17 protein-coding genes and 1 tRNA gene are annotated in these 15,507 nt (G+C 69.3%); 9 read left to right on the forward strand and 9 right to left on the reverse strand.

From position 1 onward, the window contains the following. Nucleotides 1-55: 55 nt before the first annotated feature. Complete coding sequence (gene lysA, locus RS84_RS16840) at nt 56-1,474, reverse strand: diaminopimelate decarboxylase (protein WP_045258890.1); 1,419 nt, start codon at nt 1,472-1,474, stop codon at nt 56-58. Nucleotides 1,475-1,623: 149 nt separating this feature from the next. On the opposite strand from lysA, the gene RS84_RS16845 reads away from it, so the two are divergent. After that, the gene (locus RS84_RS16845; protein ID WP_045258891.1) at nt 1,624-2,673 is read left to right on the forward strand and encodes a YihY/virulence factor BrkB family protein; all 1,050 of its coding nucleotides are present in this window, start codon (nt 1,624-1,626) and stop codon (nt 2,671-2,673) included. A gap of 26 nt (nt 2,674-2,699) precedes the next feature. Here the strand turns inward: RS84_RS16845 and RS84_RS16850 are convergent, their stop codons facing one another. Both RS84_RS16850 and argS read right to left on the reverse strand, forming a co-directional pair. Next, on the reverse strand, nt 2,700-3,548 hold the full coding sequence (locus tag RS84_RS16850) for a DUF2993 domain-containing protein (protein WP_045258892.1): 849 nt from the start codon (nt 3,546-3,548) through the stop codon (nt 2,700-2,702). A 26-nt stretch (nt 3,549-3,574) separates the two neighbouring features. After that, on the reverse strand, nt 3,575-5,239 hold the full coding sequence (argS, locus tag RS84_RS16855) for an arginine--tRNA ligase (RefSeq protein WP_045258893.1): 1,665 nt from the start codon (nt 5,237-5,239) through the stop codon (nt 3,575-3,577). Nucleotides 5,240-5,310: 71 nt separating this feature from the next. Here argS and RS84_RS16860 point away from each other — a divergent pair, with 71 nt between their 5' ends. Next, the gene (locus RS84_RS16860) at nt 5,311-6,117 is read left to right on the forward strand and encodes an SGNH/GDSL hydrolase family protein (RefSeq protein WP_082062274.1); all 807 of its coding nucleotides are present in this window, start codon (nt 5,311-5,313) and stop codon (nt 6,115-6,117) included. A 16-nt stretch (nt 6,118-6,133) separates the two neighbouring features. Then, a tRNA-Arg gene (locus RS84_RS16865) sits at nt 6,134-6,206 on the forward strand. Nucleotides 6,207-6,277: 71 nt separating this feature from the next. On the opposite strand, the gene RS84_RS19380 is transcribed toward RS84_RS16865, so the two are convergent. Continuing rightward, complete coding sequence (locus RS84_RS19380; RefSeq protein WP_160298189.1) at nt 6,278-6,421, reverse strand: hypothetical protein; 144 nt, start codon at nt 6,419-6,421, stop codon at nt 6,278-6,280. 155 nt (nt 6,422-6,576) lie between these two features. On the opposite strand from RS84_RS19380, the gene RS84_RS16875 reads away from it, so the two are divergent. From RS84_RS16875 to RS84_RS16895, 5 genes are all read left to right on the forward strand, one after another. Continuing rightward, nucleotides 6,577-6,885 (forward strand): hypothetical protein, encoded by a 309-nt coding sequence (locus tag RS84_RS16875; RefSeq protein ID WP_045258896.1) that lies wholly within the window; start codon nt 6,577-6,579, stop codon nt 6,883-6,885. 70 nt (nt 6,886-6,955) lie between these two features. After that, a complete protein-coding gene (locus RS84_RS16880; RefSeq protein ID WP_200892031.1) occupies nt 6,956-7,387 on the forward strand; it encodes a MarR family winged helix-turn-helix transcriptional regulator in 432 nt (143 codons plus the stop codon). A gap of 14 nt (nt 7,388-7,401) precedes the next feature. Further along, nucleotides 7,402-7,824, forward strand: a complete 423-nt coding sequence (locus RS84_RS16885) for an organic hydroperoxide resistance protein (RefSeq protein ID WP_045258897.1) — start codon at nt 7,402-7,404, stop codon at nt 7,822-7,824. Nucleotides 7,825-7,835: 11 nt separating this feature from the next. Continuing rightward, a complete protein-coding gene (locus RS84_RS16890; protein ID WP_045258898.1) occupies nt 7,836-8,813 on the forward strand; it encodes a zinc-binding dehydrogenase in 978 nt (325 codons plus the stop codon). Nucleotides 8,814-8,899: 86 nt separating this feature from the next. Then, the gene (locus tag RS84_RS16895) at nt 8,900-9,301 is read left to right on the forward strand and encodes a RidA family protein (protein WP_045259284.1); all 402 of its coding nucleotides are present in this window, start codon (nt 8,900-8,902) and stop codon (nt 9,299-9,301) included. 36 nt (nt 9,302-9,337) lie between these two features. On the opposite strand, the gene RS84_RS16900 is transcribed toward RS84_RS16895, so the two are convergent. Genes RS84_RS16900 through RS84_RS16920 form a run of 5 tightly spaced genes read right to left on the reverse strand, consistent with a single transcriptional unit; the run spans nt 9,338 to nt 13,358 of the window. Beyond that, nucleotides 9,338-10,414, reverse strand: coding sequence for a DNA polymerase IV (locus tag RS84_RS16900; protein WP_045258899.1), 1,077 nt, complete (start codon nt 10,412-10,414; stop codon nt 9,338-9,340). 52 nt (nt 10,415-10,466) lie between these two features. After that, nucleotides 10,467-10,859, reverse strand: coding sequence for a DUF1304 domain-containing protein (locus tag RS84_RS16905; protein ID WP_045258900.1), 393 nt, complete (start codon nt 10,857-10,859; stop codon nt 10,467-10,469). Between the two features lie 26 nt (nt 10,860-10,885). Continuing rightward, entirely contained in the window at nt 10,886-11,743 is an 858-nt protein-coding gene (locus tag RS84_RS16910; RefSeq protein ID WP_045258901.1) for a CPBP family intramembrane glutamic endopeptidase, read from the reverse strand. Further along, nucleotides 11,740-12,465: a tRNA (guanosine(46)-N7)-methyltransferase TrmB gene (trmB, locus tag RS84_RS16915; RefSeq protein ID WP_045258902.1), complete on the reverse strand. Its 726-nt coding sequence runs from the start codon at nt 12,463-12,465 to the stop codon at nt 11,740-11,742. The genes RS84_RS16910 and trmB overlap by 4 nt, the downstream gene beginning before the upstream one ends. A 50-nt stretch (nt 12,466-12,515) precedes the next feature. Further along, nucleotides 12,516-13,358, reverse strand: coding sequence for a DUF3097 domain-containing protein (locus RS84_RS16920; protein ID WP_045258903.1), 843 nt, complete (start codon nt 13,356-13,358; stop codon nt 12,516-12,518). A 122-nt stretch (nt 13,359-13,480) separates the two neighbouring features. Here RS84_RS16920 and RS84_RS19715 point away from each other — a divergent pair, with 122 nt between their 5' ends. After that, complete coding sequence (locus tag RS84_RS19715) at nt 13,481-15,502, forward strand: TPM domain-containing protein (RefSeq protein ID WP_045259285.1); 2,022 nt, start codon at nt 13,481-13,483, stop codon at nt 15,500-15,502. Nucleotides 15,503-15,507 lie beyond the last annotated feature (5 nt).

The following is a 15,507-nucleotide window of genomic DNA, read 5'->3' on the forward strand; positions in this document are numbered from 1 at the left end:
GGGGACTCCTTCGGAGGTGTGTCTGTGCCGGGCGCCACGCAGGGCCGGCAGAAGGTCAGCGTTCGCTGCGGGTCGCGGATGCCGGGACGATCCCGGCATCACGTGCCAGCACGTCGGCGATGTTCTCGCCACGCACGATGACCTGCGTGCGGCCGTCGCGCACGGCGACGACCGGTGGACGGGGAACATGGTTGTAGTTGCTCGCGAGAGGTGCGCAGTAGGCCCCGGTCGAAGGCACCGCGAGCAGATCGCCAGGCACGAGGTCGGCCGGGAGGTACTCGTGATCGACGACGATGTCGCCGGACTCGCAGTGCTTGCCCACCACGCGACTGAGCTGGGGCGCGCCGAGGCCTGCGCGCGATGCGAGGCGGGCCGAGTACTGCGCGCCATACAGGGCGGGGCGGGCGTTGTCGCTCATGCCGCCGTCGACGCTGATGTAGCGGCGCACCGCTCCTGAACCGAGCTCGACGTCCTTGGTGGTGCCCACCTCGTAGAGGGTGACGCCCGCGGTCCCGACGATCGCACGTCCGGGCTCGAACGCGAGTGCGGGCACCTCGATGCCTCTCGCCGCACACCCTTCGGCCACCGCCGCGACGATCTCTCCCGCGAGGGTCTCGATCGGCTCGGGGGTGTCGACGCGGGTGTAGGCGATGCCGAAGCCGCCGCCGAGGTTCAGCTGCGGAACCGGTCCCCCCTCCAGCAGCGCGGCGTGGAGTTCGAGCACGCGGGACGCTGACTCGCGGAACCCGGCGACGCCGAAGATCTGCGAGCCGATGTGGCAGTGCAGGCCCGCGAAGTCGAGCCCCGGGATGTCTCGGATGCGAGCGACTGCGGCCTCGGCATCCGCCAGCGGGAACCCGAACTTCTGGTCTTCGTGCGCGGTCGCGAGGAAGCTGTGCGTCTCGGCGTGCACGCCGCTGATCACGCGCACGAACACGCGCTGGGTGGCGTGCGTGCGTGCGACGATCGCCGCGAGTCGCTCGATCTCGATGGCGCTGTCGATGATGATCGAGCCGACCCCGACCTCGACGGCTCGTTCGAGTTCGGCGACCGACTTGTTGTTGCCGTGGAAGCCGATCGCTGCGGGGGCGACGCCTGCCGCGAGAGCCACTTCGAGCTCGCCTCCTGTGCAGACGTCGACGCGGAGCCCCTCGTCGACGACCCAGCGCGCGACGGTCGTGCACAGGAAGGCCTTGCCGGCGTAGTACACCTGTGCGGTCGTGCCCTGCTCGGCGGCGGCCGCGTCGAACGCGATCCGGAACGCGCGGGCGCGGGAGCGCACCTCGTCCTCATCGATCACGAGCAGCGGGGTGCCGTAGGTCTGAGCGAGATCCGTCGCACTGACACCGGCGATCTCCAGCGTCCCGTCCGCGTCACGGGCCGCCGATGCGGGCCAGACCGAAGGGACCAGGTCATTGGAGTCGTCGGGCACGACGAGCCATTCCGGGGCGAGCGAATCGACAGGGGAAAGCAAGGAGCACCAATCGTGGATGATTCTCGAGCGCGATCGCGCACAGCGAGGATGACCCGATTCTAGGGCACCGGCGCGCGGCTCTTCGTCACGGTGACGCGCCGCGTCAAGCCCCTGGGGCGCCGCTCCCCCGGCTCGTAATCTGGTGCGTGATGACCACAGACACGTCTTCCTCCGACAGCGGCCGCCCCGGCGTCGTTCAGCGCGCGAGTGCGGCAGCCATCCGATGGGCGCTCGCCCTGCGTCCGGTGCGGGCCGTGCTGCTCTACTCCGAGCGCCGCGGCCCCATGCTCGCCGACAGCGTCACATACCGCGCGCTCTTCAGCGTGTTCGCCGGCGTGCTCCTCGGGTTCTCCGTCGCCGCCCTGTGGCTCACCGGAAATCCGGTCGCATGGAAGGCCATCGTCAGCGCCGTCGAGACGGCCATTCCCGGGCTCATCGGCGAGAACGGCGTCGTCGACACCGCCGACCTCAGGCAGCCCGTGTCTCTGTCGATCGCGGGGATCATCTCCCTCGTCGGACTCGTCGGGGCGGCGCTGGGCGCCATCGGCTCGCTCCGAACGGCGATCAGGGTCATCGCGGGCACCGCGCACGACGATGTGCTCTGGGTGTGGGTCGTCCTGCGCAATCTGCTGCTCGCGATCGTCATCGGCGCATCGTTCGCGGCATCGGCGGTGATCACTGTCGCCGGCCGTACCGGCATCACGTGGCTCCTCGGAGTCGTCGGTCTCCCCGACCGCTCCCCCGTGACGGAGTGGTCGATCCGCCTGCTCTCCCTGCTCGTCGTGTTCGCGCTCGACGCAGCCCTCATCGCGGTCGTCTTCCGGCTGCTGTCCGGAGTCCGCGCCGCCGGGCGCTCGGTGCGGGGCGGTGCGTTGCTGGGAGGTGCGGGTCTGCTCGTGCTGCAGGAGCTGTCCAGCCTGTTCGTCGGGGGCGCGTCGAGCAATCCGCTGCTCGCGTCGTTCGCCACGCTGCTGGCGCTGCTGATCTGGCTGAACCTGTCGGCGCAGGTGATGCTCATCGCGTGCGCCTACATCGTCACGGCGCATGAGGAGGAGTCCGATCGCGTGCACGCGCGCTTCGGCGCGACGACCTTCGAGGCACGCCGGCTGCAGCGCGCGGAGATCGAGTACTCGATCGCTCAGGACGCGCTGCGCGCCGCGCAGGATGCCGCAGCCGACGCGCATCGAGAGAAGGCCTGACCTCCGTTCGGCGGGTGTGAAGCCGCTCAGCGCCCCGGGCAGACGCCCTTCTCGAGCAGAGCCGGATCGGTGGCGATCGCACCGTTCACGTCGATGTCGATGACCGCCTCGCTGCCCTCGATCGCGAGACCGGTGAGGGTGAGCCCGGCCGGCAGCTGATCGGCGATGCAGATGCGCTGCGGCTCTGTGAGGCGCTCTCCGACCGATCCGAGCGACGAGCCGACCTGAGATGCATCGACCGCGAGTCCGCCGACCGTGAGCCGCACGGGCGTCAGCTCCACGTCGCCCTCCGCGACGCCGGGAGTGAGGGTGAGCGAGATCGGAACCGCCAGTCCCAGCACGTTCACGGATCCTGCGACCGTCGCGTCCGGCGCGTCGAAGGAGACGGAGTCGACGGGCAGATCGGAGCTCGCGAGCAGAGTCGTGAACTGGGACTCGTCGATGCGGATGGTCCCGTCGGCGCCCGCCAGTTCGCCGCCCTGAAGCGGGATGCCGGTCGCGGTGACGTCGACCGCGCCGGTGATGCCCTGGAGCGTCACGGCATCCGTCGACAGGTGCAGGCTGTCGAGGCGCCCGCTGATCAGCTGCGGGATCAGAATCCCCGAGGCATCCACGTCGAGCTGCTGGTCGGCGGGGAGGTCGAGCTGCTCGATCACGATGCCTCGCACGATGCCCGGCAGCAGGGCCCGCGCCAGGAGCTCGCTCGCGACCGCGAGCGCCGCGATCACGAGCGCCACGATGAGCAGCACCCACGGCCAGCGCCTCCTGCGCCGTGGGCGAGGCGCGGCATCCGCCTTCTGCTCCCCCGGGATGACGAGCGTCTCGTGATCTCCGCTGGGGGCGGGGTACGGCAGGGTGTGGTTGTCGTCGCTCATCGATCCATCCTGACGCACCCGCCGAGTCACATGCGCTCGGGTGCGGAGACTCCCAGCAGCGCCAGTCCGTTGCGGAGCACCTGGCCGGCGGCGTCGTTCAGCCACAGCCTGGTGCGGTGCACGCTCTCGATCGGGTCGTCGCCCTGCGGGATGACGCGGCAGTTGTCGTACCACCGGTGGTACAGGCCTGCGAGCTCCTCGAGATAGCGCGCGACGCGGTGCGGTTCGCGGATCTCCGCCGCGAAGCCGACGATGCGCGGGAACTCCTGCAGCGCCCCGAGCAGGGCCGCCTCGGTCTCGTGCGTCAGCGTCTCGGGTGCGAACTCGCTGCGGTCGACGCCAGAATCCGCCGCGTTGCGCGCGACGTTGTGCGTGCGCGCGTGGGCGTACTGCACGTAGAAGACGGGGTTGTCGTTCGTGCGCTTCTGCAGCACGTCGAGATCGATGTCGAGGTTCGAATCCGCCGAGCTGCGCGTCAGAGCGTACCGAGCGGCATCGACGCCGACGATCTCGACGAGATCTTCGAGGGTGACGACCGTTCCTGCGCGCTTCGACATCCGCATCGGCTTGCCGTCGCGCACGAGGTTGACCATCTGGCCGATGAGGATCTGGAGGTTGACGTTCGGCTCGTCGCCGAAGGCCGCGCACATCGCCATCAGACGCTCGACATACCCGTGGTGATCGGCGCCGAGCATGATGATGCAGCGGTTGAAGCCGCGCTCGCGCTTGTCGAGGTAGTACGCGAGATCGCCCGAGATGTATGCCGGCTGGCCGTCGGACTTGATGACGACGCGATCCTTGTCATCGCCGAAATCCGTCGTGCGCAGCCACAGCGCGCCGTCGGCCTCATACATGTGGCCCAGCTCCTGGAGCCGGGCGATCGCCCGTGTCACAGCGCCCGACTTGTGGAGGTCATCCTCGTGGAAGTACACATCGAAGTCGACGCCGAAGTCGTGCAGGCTGGACTTGATCTCGTCGAACATGAGGCTCACGCCGCGTGAGCGGAAGGTCTCCTGGAGAGCCTCCGGAGACAGCGCGGCCAGATCGCCCTCGTAGGCGAGTTCGACGCGCTTCGCGATGTCGAGGATGTACCCGCCGCCATAGCCGTCCTCCGGAGTGGGCTCACCCAGATGCGCGGCGACGAGGCTCCTCGCGAAGCGGTCGATCTGCGAACCGTGATCGTTGAAGTAGTACTCGCGGGTGACCTTGGCGCCCTGCGCGGAGAGCATGCGCGCGAGCGAGTCGCCGACCGCGGCCCAGCGTGTGCCGCCAAGGTGGATCGGGCCGGTCGGGTTCGCGGAGACGAACTCCAGGTTGATGATCTCGTCCGCGCGCGAGTCGCTGGTGCCGTAATCCACCCCCGCGTCGACGATGGTCTTCGCGAGAACGCCGGCGGCTGCGGCGTCGAGACGGATGTTGATGAACCCGGGGCCGGCGACCTCGGCGCTGGCGACGCCGTCGACCGTGGCGAGGCCGTCTGCGATCTGCTGTGCCAGCTCGCGCGGGTTGGATCCGAACGCCTTTGCGAGGCGCATGGCGATGTTCGACGCCCAATCGCCGTGGTCGCGGTTGCGGGGACGCTCGAAGACGATGTCGGATGCGGAGAGCCCGAGCGGCTCGCCCGGGCGTCGCTCGGCGGCAATCGGTGCGAGGACGGCGAGAAGGGCTTGGGCGAGCGTTTCAGGGTTCATAGGCTCCCCAGTTTACGGCGCGTCGAGGCATCGGAATTTGCAGGGCGGATGCCGTGATCTACAGTCATGCCATGAATGCCGCGTCCCGTCGCCGCCGCACGCTTCCTGCAGTGCTCACCATCGCCGTCCTCGTGGCGCTCGTCGCCGTCACGCTGGGCGTCTGGCGACCGTGGTCCTCGACGTCGTCCACCGCACAGGTCGCTGGTGCAGGATCTGCGGAATCGGTCAGGATCGCCCCCGCTCCGCTCGTGCTGCCGGAGCATCCGTCCGTCCTCGTGTTCGGCGACTCATGGACCTACGGGTCGGCGGCATCCGAGCCGACCCTCGGGTACGCGTACGTCCTCGCAGAGCTGCTCGACGGGGCGACCACCGTGAACGGCATCCGTGGCAGCGGGTACCTCAAGCCCGGCATCGACGGGCCGGCGTTCGGCGAGCGCATCGCGGCGCTCGACCCGGCTCTGGCGCCCGATCTCGTGATCATCCAGGGCTCGATCAACGATCGGGAGCAGGGCGAGGCCGGATACCGCGAGGCCGTGAATGCCGCGTGGGACGCGATGTCCGCCATCTACCCCGAGGCGCAGATCGTGATCCTCGGACCGGCTCCGCACATTCTGCCCGTCGGCGCCGGCACCGCCCGCATCGACGCCGATCTCGCAGCCCTCGCCGCCGAGCGCGGCTGGTGGTACATCTCCCCCATCGCCGAGAACTGGATCACCCCGGAGAACTACCTCGATGTGATCGACGTGGACTTCGGACGCCGGCATCCCTCCACCGACGGACACCGGTATCTCGCCGAAAGACTGGCGGCCGATCTCGTCGAGATGGGCGCGGCCCCGGTGACAGCGGCGGGTGCGTCGGAGAGCACCTCCAACCAGTGATATTGTCGTTCGGTGCGCCTCCGTAGCTCAGGGGATAGAGCGCCGGTTTCCGGTACCGTAGGTCGGGGGTTCGAATCCCTCCGGGGGCACGTTTTCGCGAAGAGGTCCGTCCAGTCGGACGGACCTCTTCCTCGTTTCGGCGGGGGTGACGCGCCGGGTGTCAGTGCGCCTGCGGCGCGATGTGGATCGGCTTCATCGAGCGCGCGCGGTCGAGCTGGATCGCAGCTCCCTGGTCCGTCTGTTCGGGCACGGGGGACGTCGGCTCCACTTCAGTGAGATCGCCCGGCACATGATCCTTGCTCATGTGCCGACCGTACCCGCGCGAGATGTACGCGCTCACAGGAACCGGTCGACACGTGCACCCGGGACGTCGTAGCCTGAAAGGGCATTCCCGGCCGGCGGCGGGAATTCCGCTCAATTCATCCGGATACCGGGGAGCTGACGGACAGGGGTTCACCCATGGGCATCCTTTTCTACGACGGTTCCTCCGCACCGATCCGCATCGAGGATCGTGCACTCGCACACCTGAAGGTCGTGATCGCCACGAAGCTGAGGCGACATGAGAGCTTCACCATGTCCTGGCAGCATCCGTCGGGCACGTCGCCCGGGCGCTCGACGATCTGGCTGCATCCGTCGATCCCCCTGCGGTTCGAATTCGACACTCCCGAACGGCCCGCACTGAACGTCCGCTGGATCGAGGAGATGATGCGGTCGGTCAACTCGTCGGGCGGCATCAACCTCCTCGACGAGGTCATCGAGCCCTTGTGAGGCCTGACAAGCTCCGTCCGCGCGGCGGATTTAAGTTGTGCACAATTGAATTGCGTGCAATACTTCTTGCATGCCCGTGATCGATGAGATGGTGTGCTTCTCCCTCTACTCCGCCGCCCGCGCGACGACGCAGGCGTACCGCACGCTCCTCGCGCCGTGGGGGCTCACCTACCCGCAGTACCTCGTGCTGGCGATCCTCTGGAACGAGGGCGAGCAGACGATCGGCTCGCTCGGCGAGATGATGCAGCTCGACTCCGGCACGCTCTCTCCACTGGTGCGCCGCCTCGAGCAAAGCGGCTACGTCACGAAAGCCCGCAATGCCGCAGATGAGCGCGTCGTCACGGTGCAGCTCACCGACGAAGGCCAGGCCCTTCGCGCCGAGGTCGCACCGATCCGCGCGCAGATCGCCGAGCTCGCGGGCATCCGCGACGACGCCCATCGCCGCCGCCTGATCGCCGAACTCCAAGAACTCACCGCCCTGCTGCAGAACAGCACCCACTGAAAGGAATCCACACGATGGAAGCCCTGTACACCGCCGAGGCCCTCGCCACCGGCGCCGGCCGCAACGGCCGCGTCGCGACGAGCGAAGGCCGTCTCGACTTCACCCTCGCCGTCCCGAAGGAGCTCGGCGGCTCCGGCGACGGTGCGAACCCCGAGCAGCTGTTCGCCGCGGGATACGCGGCCTGCTTCCACTCGGCGCTGCAGACCGTCGCCCGCGCGCAGAAGGTGTCGATCGCCGACTCCTCGGTCGGCGCTCGCGTGCAGATCGGCTCGAACGGAGAGGGCGGCTTCGGCCTCGCCGTGCAGCTCGAGGTCGTCATCCCCGACCTCCCCCATGAGCAGGCGATCAGCCTCGCGAACGCCGCCCACCAGGTGTGCCCGTACTCCAACGCGACGCGCGGCAACATCGACGTCGACATCACCGTCTCGGACGACTGAGGAGCAAGACCATGCGCGCACTCATCCACCACTCCTTCGGCGAGCCCGAAGACGTCCTGACCGTCGAAGACCGCCCGCTGCCAGAACCCGGCCCCGGCCAGGTGCGGCTGCGCATCGTGCTCTCTCCGATCCACAACCACGACATCTGGACGATCCGCGGCACCTACGGCTTCAAGCCGGAGCTCCCGGCGGCCTCCGGCACCGAGGCGCTCGGCATCGTCGATGCGCTCGGCGAAGGCGTCGACGCTCTCACCGTCGGCCAGCGCGTCGCGACCGGAGGCACCTTCGGCGCCTGGGCCGAATACGTCGTCGCCTCGGCCGCCGGGCTCATCCCGGTACCTGAAGCGCTGCCCGACGAGGCCGCCGCCCAGCTCGTGTCGATGCCGTTCAGCGCGATCAGCCTGCTGGAGTTCCTCGACGTGAAGCCCGGCGACTGGATCGTCCAGAACGCCGCGAACGGCGCAGTGGGACGGATGCTGGCGCAGCTCGGCGCCGCACGCGGCGTCAACGTGCTCGGCCTGGTCCGCCGCGCGGAGGGCGTCGAGGAGCTGCGCGCTCAGGGCATCGAGAACGTCGTCGCGACGGATCAGGCCGACTGGCGCGAGGGCGTAGCCGCTCTCACGGGCGCTCCGGCGATCGTCGCCGGAGTCGACTCGGTCGGCGGCTCCTCGGCAGGAGACGTGCTCTCGCTGCTCGCCGAGAACGGCACCCTGGTCGCGTTCGGCGCCATGAACTCCCCCGTCATGGAGATCGCGTCCGGCGACGTGATCTTCAAGCAGGCGACCGTCAAGGGCTTCTGGGGAAGCAAGGTCATCCAGACGATGGATGCCGCGAAGCGCGGCGCCCTGTTCGGAGAGCTCGTGCAGCGAGTGGGCGACGGGACGCTCACCCTGCCCGTCGCCGGCGTGTTCGACGCGGCGGAGGCTGCGGAGGCGATGCGGGCGAGCAAGACACCCGGACGTGTGGGCAAGGTGCTGCTGAAGTTCTGAGCGGCATCGATGGAAGGGGCGAAGGCTGTGGGAGCCTTCGCCCCTTCGCGTCCCTGATGTCCGAGGCTCTCGCCATACTGTTCGGCATGGACATCACACTCATGCAGCCTGCAGGACTCGTCGTCAGTCCTGCGTTCAGCCACGTCGCCGTGGTTCCCCCTGGCGCGACGACCATCTACGTCGGCGGCCAGAACGGCGTCGACGAGACCGGCGCGCTCATCTCATCGGATGCAGGCGAGCAATCGCTGCGCGCACTGCAGAACGCACGCGTCGCTCTCGAGGCCGCGGGAGCCGGCCTCGACGACGTCATCAGCTGGACCGTCCTGATCCATCAGGACGCCGATCTGCGCGCGGCCTACGGCGCGGTCGCCTCCACGCTGGCACGCGACGGAGCACCGCCCCTCGTGACGGCGGCGATCGTGGCGGGCCTCGGCGTGCCTGGCGCCCTGATCGAGGTCAGCGCAGTCGCGGCGGTGGTTCGCGACTGACGCTCGTCACGGAGCCTTGAGACGGGTCCGCGGTCGTCAGATCCGGCCGCGGACCGGCGTCCGCTCCACGGCGTCACCGCCCTCCGGCATGGACATCTCCGCCCTGACCCCGAGCAGCCTGACCTCTCGTTCGGGATCCAGAGCGGCACCGAGAGCGACGGCCGCGGCGATAGCCTCCTCGCGCCGCTCGGTCGGCTGAGCGAGCTTGCGACCGAATGTCTTCGTCTCGAAAGGCGCGTAGCGCACCTTGAGGTGCACGCGGACCACGGGGCGGCCCTCGGCGGCGCAGTCGTCGAACGCGCTGCCGGCGAGATCTCTCACAGCCGCCTCGACCTCCTCGGGTGTCGTGAGGTTCTGCTGGAACGTCGTCTCACGGCTGTGACTGCGCGCGACCCAGGGCGTGTCGTCGACGACGGCCGGGCCGATCCCCGATCCCAGTTCGCGGTACCAGACGCCCATGCGCGGCCCGAACTCGGCCACGAGCTCGTCCTGATCCGCATCAGCCAGCTGTCGAACGGTCTTCACGCCATGATCGGCGAGGCGCTTGCTGACCTTCGGGCCGACGCCCCACAGGTCTCGTGTCGGCTTCTCCCCCATCACGTCGAACCAGTTCGCCGTGGTGAGGCGGAACATCCCACGCGGCTTTCCGAACTCGGTCGCGATCTTCGCGCGCACCTTGTTGTCTCCGATGCCGACCGAGCAGTGCAGCCCGGTCGCCTCGAGCACGGCGGACTGCGCGGCCGCGGCGACCGCCTCAGGATCGTCGGTGGAGACGCCGAGGAAGCACTCGTCCCAGCCGATCACCTCGAGCACGACACCGGGCAGCGCCCGCAGGGTCGACATGACCTCGTGCGACGCCGCCTCGTACGCCTCGTGATCCACGGGCAGGAACAACGCTCCCTCCGGGGCCTTGCGAGCAGCGATCTTGAGCGGCATCCCCGAGCCGATCCCGAACGCGCGCGCTTCGTAGGACGCGGTCGAGACCACCGCGCGCTCTGCCGGATCTCCCCGCCCGCCGACGATCACGGGGAGACCCGCCAGCTCGGGCCTGCGCAGCACCTCGACGGCTGCGATGAACTGATCCATGTCGACGTGCAGCACCCACTCAGCCATGCACACGAGTGTGGCGGCTGCGCGAGGCGCTGTCACCCCCCGATGGGTCGGCTCAGTTCAGTGCGACGCCGATCGCGGTGACGACGACGGCCAGCAGCGGAAGCGTGCCCTGCATGATCGCGGCGCGCGCCTTGGAGCGGTCGGAGAGGATCAGCACGAGGGCAGCGGCGAGCATCATGCCGGTGCCGGCGAAGACGAGGGTCAGGCCGACCGTGACGGCGCCCAGGATGACCAGGCCCACGCCGAGCAGCGCCGTGAGCGCGAGGAACAGGTTGTAGAAGCCCTGGTTGAACGCCAGCTGCTTCATCGTGACAGCATCCGCCTCGCTGGCGACGCCGAAGATCTTGCGGGTCTCGGGCTCGGTCCACTTGAGGGACTCGAGCGCGAAGATGAAGACGTGGAAGGCGGCCGCAGCAGCGGCGAGGACGAGTCCGGCGATGATCATTCCCCCATCATCTCGCATGCAGACCTTCACACGAGGAAGATCGGCAGCAGTCCGGGGTTGTGCGCATGCACGAGCACGGCGAACACCACGGCGTCGAACAGCAGATGCACCGTGACGACGTAGGCGAGGGAGTGCGTGCGCAGGAAGATGAATGCCTGCAGCAGCGCGAACGGGATCGTCAGAACGGGCCCCCATGCCCGGTAGCCGAGCTCCCAGAGGAACGACACGAACACGATCGCCTGGAGCGCGCCTGCGAGAGCATCCGGAAAATGCCTGCGCAGCAGCGCGAACACCGTGCAGATGAAGAACAGCTCATCCCAGATGCCGACGGCTCCCACTCCGACGAACAGCCGCGCGATCAGCTCAGGCGAGTCGACCACGGGCCAGTTCTGGTAGACGCCGCTGGTGATGAAGTAGAACGGCAGGATCAGCCAGCCCAGGAGCAGCACGGCCGCCAGCCAGCCCCACTGCAGGCGACCCCAGCGACGACGGGCGCGCCAGGGGAACCCGATCGCCCGGTCGCGGAAGACGTATCGCGACACCAGGTAGGGCACGGCGACCGCTCCTCCGAGTGCCAGAGTGAACCGCAGCATCGCGAGGTTGTCGAGTTCGGCGGCCAGCGGGATGATGCTGACGATCAGCAGGCCGAGCGCGATCAGCGCGAGATCTCGGGTCAGCGAGGGCTGCCTCGCTCCCGTGCTCTCGACCACGCCCCGCGCGGCGCGTCGTCGCTCGACGACCCACGCGATCCCGATGCCCACAGCGAGCAGCAGCCAGCCGAGCCATGCGATCCGCAGCACGAAGAACGCGGGCGCGGCGGCGCAGACGAGCAGGGCGGGAGCGAGACCGGGCCAGATGGCCTCGTCGCGCGGCACGGCGGTCATGCCCGGAGTGTTCTCCGGTAGACGAGGTCGCGGATGTCCCTGCCCTTCGCGATGCCCTTGCGCTCGAACGCGGTCATGACACGGCCATCGAAGCGCTCGGCCCACTCGCCCTCGAAAGCACGCTCGAACAGCGGGTCGGCGTCGAGCACCTCGCGCATCTGCAGCGCGTACTCCTCCCAGTCCGTCGCGAGTCGCAGGAGACCGCCGTCACGCAGCGCGCGGGCCGCGGTCGCCCCGAAGCCGTCACGAACGAGCCGGCGCTTGGTGTGCTTCTTCTTGTGCCACGGATCGGGGAAGAAGATCCAGACCTCGGCCGCCGCGCCTTCGGGCAGGTAGGAGGAGAGCACCTCCGGAGCGTTCGCCTCGACGACGCGCAGGTTGTGAGCGCCTGCGCGCTCGGCGTCGAGCATCGTGCGGGCGAGCCCGGCGCGGAACACCTCGACCGCGAGGAAATCGTCACCGGGACGCGACGACGCGGCCGCCACGATCGCATGTCCCTGCCCGGAGCCGACCTCCACGATCAGGTCGGCGTCGCGGCCGTACTCGGATGCCGGGTCCAGACGCGCCTCCGGGTGCACCGAGGTCCACGCGACGTCTCTCGGCACGTCGAGCAGGTAGCGCGGGGCGAGCTCGTCGAAGGCGCGCTCCTGCGCATCGGACATCCGTCCGCTGCGGCGCACGAAGGACACCGGTTCATCGCGGAAAGTGCGGGGTTCGGGCATTCTTCCAGGGTACCCGGGTGCTTCGACGGACTCGGCAGCCCTGAAGCCGGTCAGCGCCCGGCCGGCTCGGTGACGAAGTCGATCAGCTCCTCGACACGGCCCAGCAGCGCGGGCTCGAGATCGCGATAGGTGTGCACCTTCGACAGAATGCGCTGCCAGGCGAGCCCGGTGTCGGCCTGCGTCTCGTACGGCCAGCCGAACGCACGGCAGATGCCGGTCTTCCAGTCCGTGCCGCGCGGGATCTCCGGCCACTTCGCGATGCCGAGCGCCTTCGGGGTCACACACTGCCAGACGTCGACGAAGGGATGCCCGACGATGCGGATATGACGCCCGTGCGGCCCGCGCGCGACGGCATCCGCGATCCTCGACTCCTTCGAGCCCGGCACCAGATGGTCCACGAGCACGCCGTAGCGTCGGGTCGCGCTCGGCGGCTCGGCGGCGAGCAGCTCGTCGAGCAGGTCGACGCCCTGCAGGAACTCGACCACGACGCCCTCGACGCGCAGGTCGGCGCCCCAGACCTTCTCCACGAGTTCGGCGTCGTGCTTGCCCTCGACGAGGATTCGGCTGGGCAGGGCGGTGCGGGCACGCTGATCGGCGACGACGAAGGACCCTGATGCCGTACGCCGAGGCCCCTGCGGCGCCGCCTTCGGCGCGACGAGCTTCACGGGCCTGCCCTCGACGAGGAACCCGCCGCCGAGCGGGAACAGCCTCTTGCGGCCCTTCCAGTCCTCGAGCTCGACGTTTCCGGCCTGCACCTTCGTCACCGCACCGCAGTATCCGTCGCCGGCGACCTCGATCACGAGGTCGAGCTCGGCCGGCACCTCGGGCACCTGCTTCGCGGAGCGCTCCCGCCAGCCCGCGGCGAGCACATCCGATCCGTACCTGTCCTCCATGCCCTCCAGCGTATGTGTCTGCGCTGACGGCGAACGCCCATCGAGGCGCGGATGCTGTCGCGTGTCGTCGTGTGTGCATAGACTCGACGCATGGGGCACGGCGGCCGGTCGGAGGGATGCAGATGAGGACTCGCTGGCTCGCGCTGTCCGCGGTGATGACGGCTCTCCTCGCGGGAATGCTCTCCGCCTCTGCGGCGTCTGCGACCGATCCGGTTCAGCTCGATCAGGGCTATGTGACCGACGACGCCGGCGTCCTCAGCCCGACCGAGAAGAATGAGCTCGAAGCGCGTCTGCAGACGCTGACCGAGAACTCCACGGCCGATCTGTTCGTCGTGCTGGTCGACGATTTCACCTCGCCGTCCGACAACGTCGAGTGGGCCGACACCGTCGCCGATGACAACAATCTCGGGCCCGAGCAGTACCTGCTCGCGATCGCGGTCGAGGGGCGCAGCTACTACATCTCCGCAGCCCAGGACGGACCGCTCAGCGACGGCAAGCTCGACGACGTCGAGGAGAAGATCCAGCCGCTCCTCGCCCAGCAGGACTGGGACGGAGCGATCACCCTTGCAGCCGACGAGATCCAGGGCGACGGCGGAGCCGGCGCGGTCCGCACGTTCCTGGTCATCGGGGCGATCGTCCTCGCTGCGCTGCTCATCGGGCTGGTCGTCGTCCTCGTCAGGCGCGCCCGCCGCAACGCCGCTGTGCGCGCACGCGGCGCCATGCCCGAGAAGCCCGACCCGAACGACCCGTTCTCATCCCTCACCGACGAGCAGATCCAGACGCAGGCGGGTGCCGCACTCGTGCGCGCCGACGACGCGCTCGCCTCCAGCAAGGAGGAGCTCGGCTTCGCCGTCGCCCAGTTCGGCGACGCCGCCACCTCGCAGTTCAGCGCTGCGATCGAGACGGCCAAGACGAAGATGTCCGAGGCCTTCGACATCAAGCAGAAGCTCGATGACGAGATCGAGGACACGATCTACGACCGCCGTGCCTGGCACATCCGCATCATCCAGCTCTGCGACGAGATCGACGACGTGCTCGACGACAACACCGAGGCCTTCGACGCTCTGCGCAAGCTCCAGGAGAACGCACCGCAGGAGCTCGAGCGCGTGCGCGGCGAGCGTGCTGCGCTGCAGCCGATGCTCGCCGATGCGGCTCCCGCCCTCGCCGCACTCGCAGCCGAGTACGGCACCGCGGCTCTGAGCACGGTCGCCGACAACCCCGCTCAGGCCCAGGAGCGGGCAGCGCTCGCCGACCGCTCGATCGATGCCGCCGCCGCCGCGATCGCGGCAGGCAAGTCCGGTGATGCGGCGTTCGCGATCCGCACGGCCGAGCAGTCCGTGGCGCAGGCGGGGCAGCTGGCCGCGGCCATCACCACCCTCGGCGCCGACCTCGCCGGAATCGAGTCGCAGGCCCGGGCGCTCATCACCGAGCTGCAGGGCGACATCGCGACGGCGCAGCAGCTCCCCGACGTCGCGGGCGCAGGCGCCCAGGTCGCGGCGAGCGTTCAGCAGCAGCTGCAGCAGGCTCAGGCCGGGCTGACCGGCGTCTCCCGCAACCCGCAGCGCGTGCTGGAGGCGCTCACCGAGGCGAACACGCAGATCGACGCGGCGATCGCTCAGGGCCGCGAGAGCGTCGAGCGCGCACGTCGCACGCAGCAGATGCTCGAGCAGACCCTCGCTCAGGCCGACGCGCAGGTCCGCTCGGCGAGCGACTTCATCCAGACGCGGCGAGGCAGCATCGGCGCCACGGCACGCACCCGGCTTTCGCAGGCCGAAGCCGGGCTCGGCGAAGCGATCGGTCTGCGCGCCTCCGACCCCGAGCAGGCGCTCGCCGTCGCGCAGAACGCGCTCGAGCTCGCCCGCCAGGCCGCCTCCTACGCCCAGTCCGACGTGTCGTCCTACTCCACGGGCGGCGGATGGGGTGGCGATCCCTTCGGCGGCTCGCGGTCGAGCGGCTCCGGCCTCGGCGGCGACATCCTCGGCGGCATCATCGGCGGCCTCCTCGCAGGCGGCGGAGGCGGCTCCTCCCGCAGCAGCAGCTGGCGCTCCAGCGGCGGCGGATTCCGCAGCTCCGGCTTCGGCGGAGGCGGCGGCGGGCGATCCGGCGGCGGACGATCCGGCCGCTCCGGCGGCGGACGCTTCTGATTTCC

Source organism: Microbacterium hydrocarbonoxydans (assembly GCF_000956475.1).
Lineage (GTDB): Bacteria > Actinomycetota > Actinomycetes > Actinomycetales > Microbacteriaceae > Microbacterium > Microbacterium hydrocarbonoxydans_A.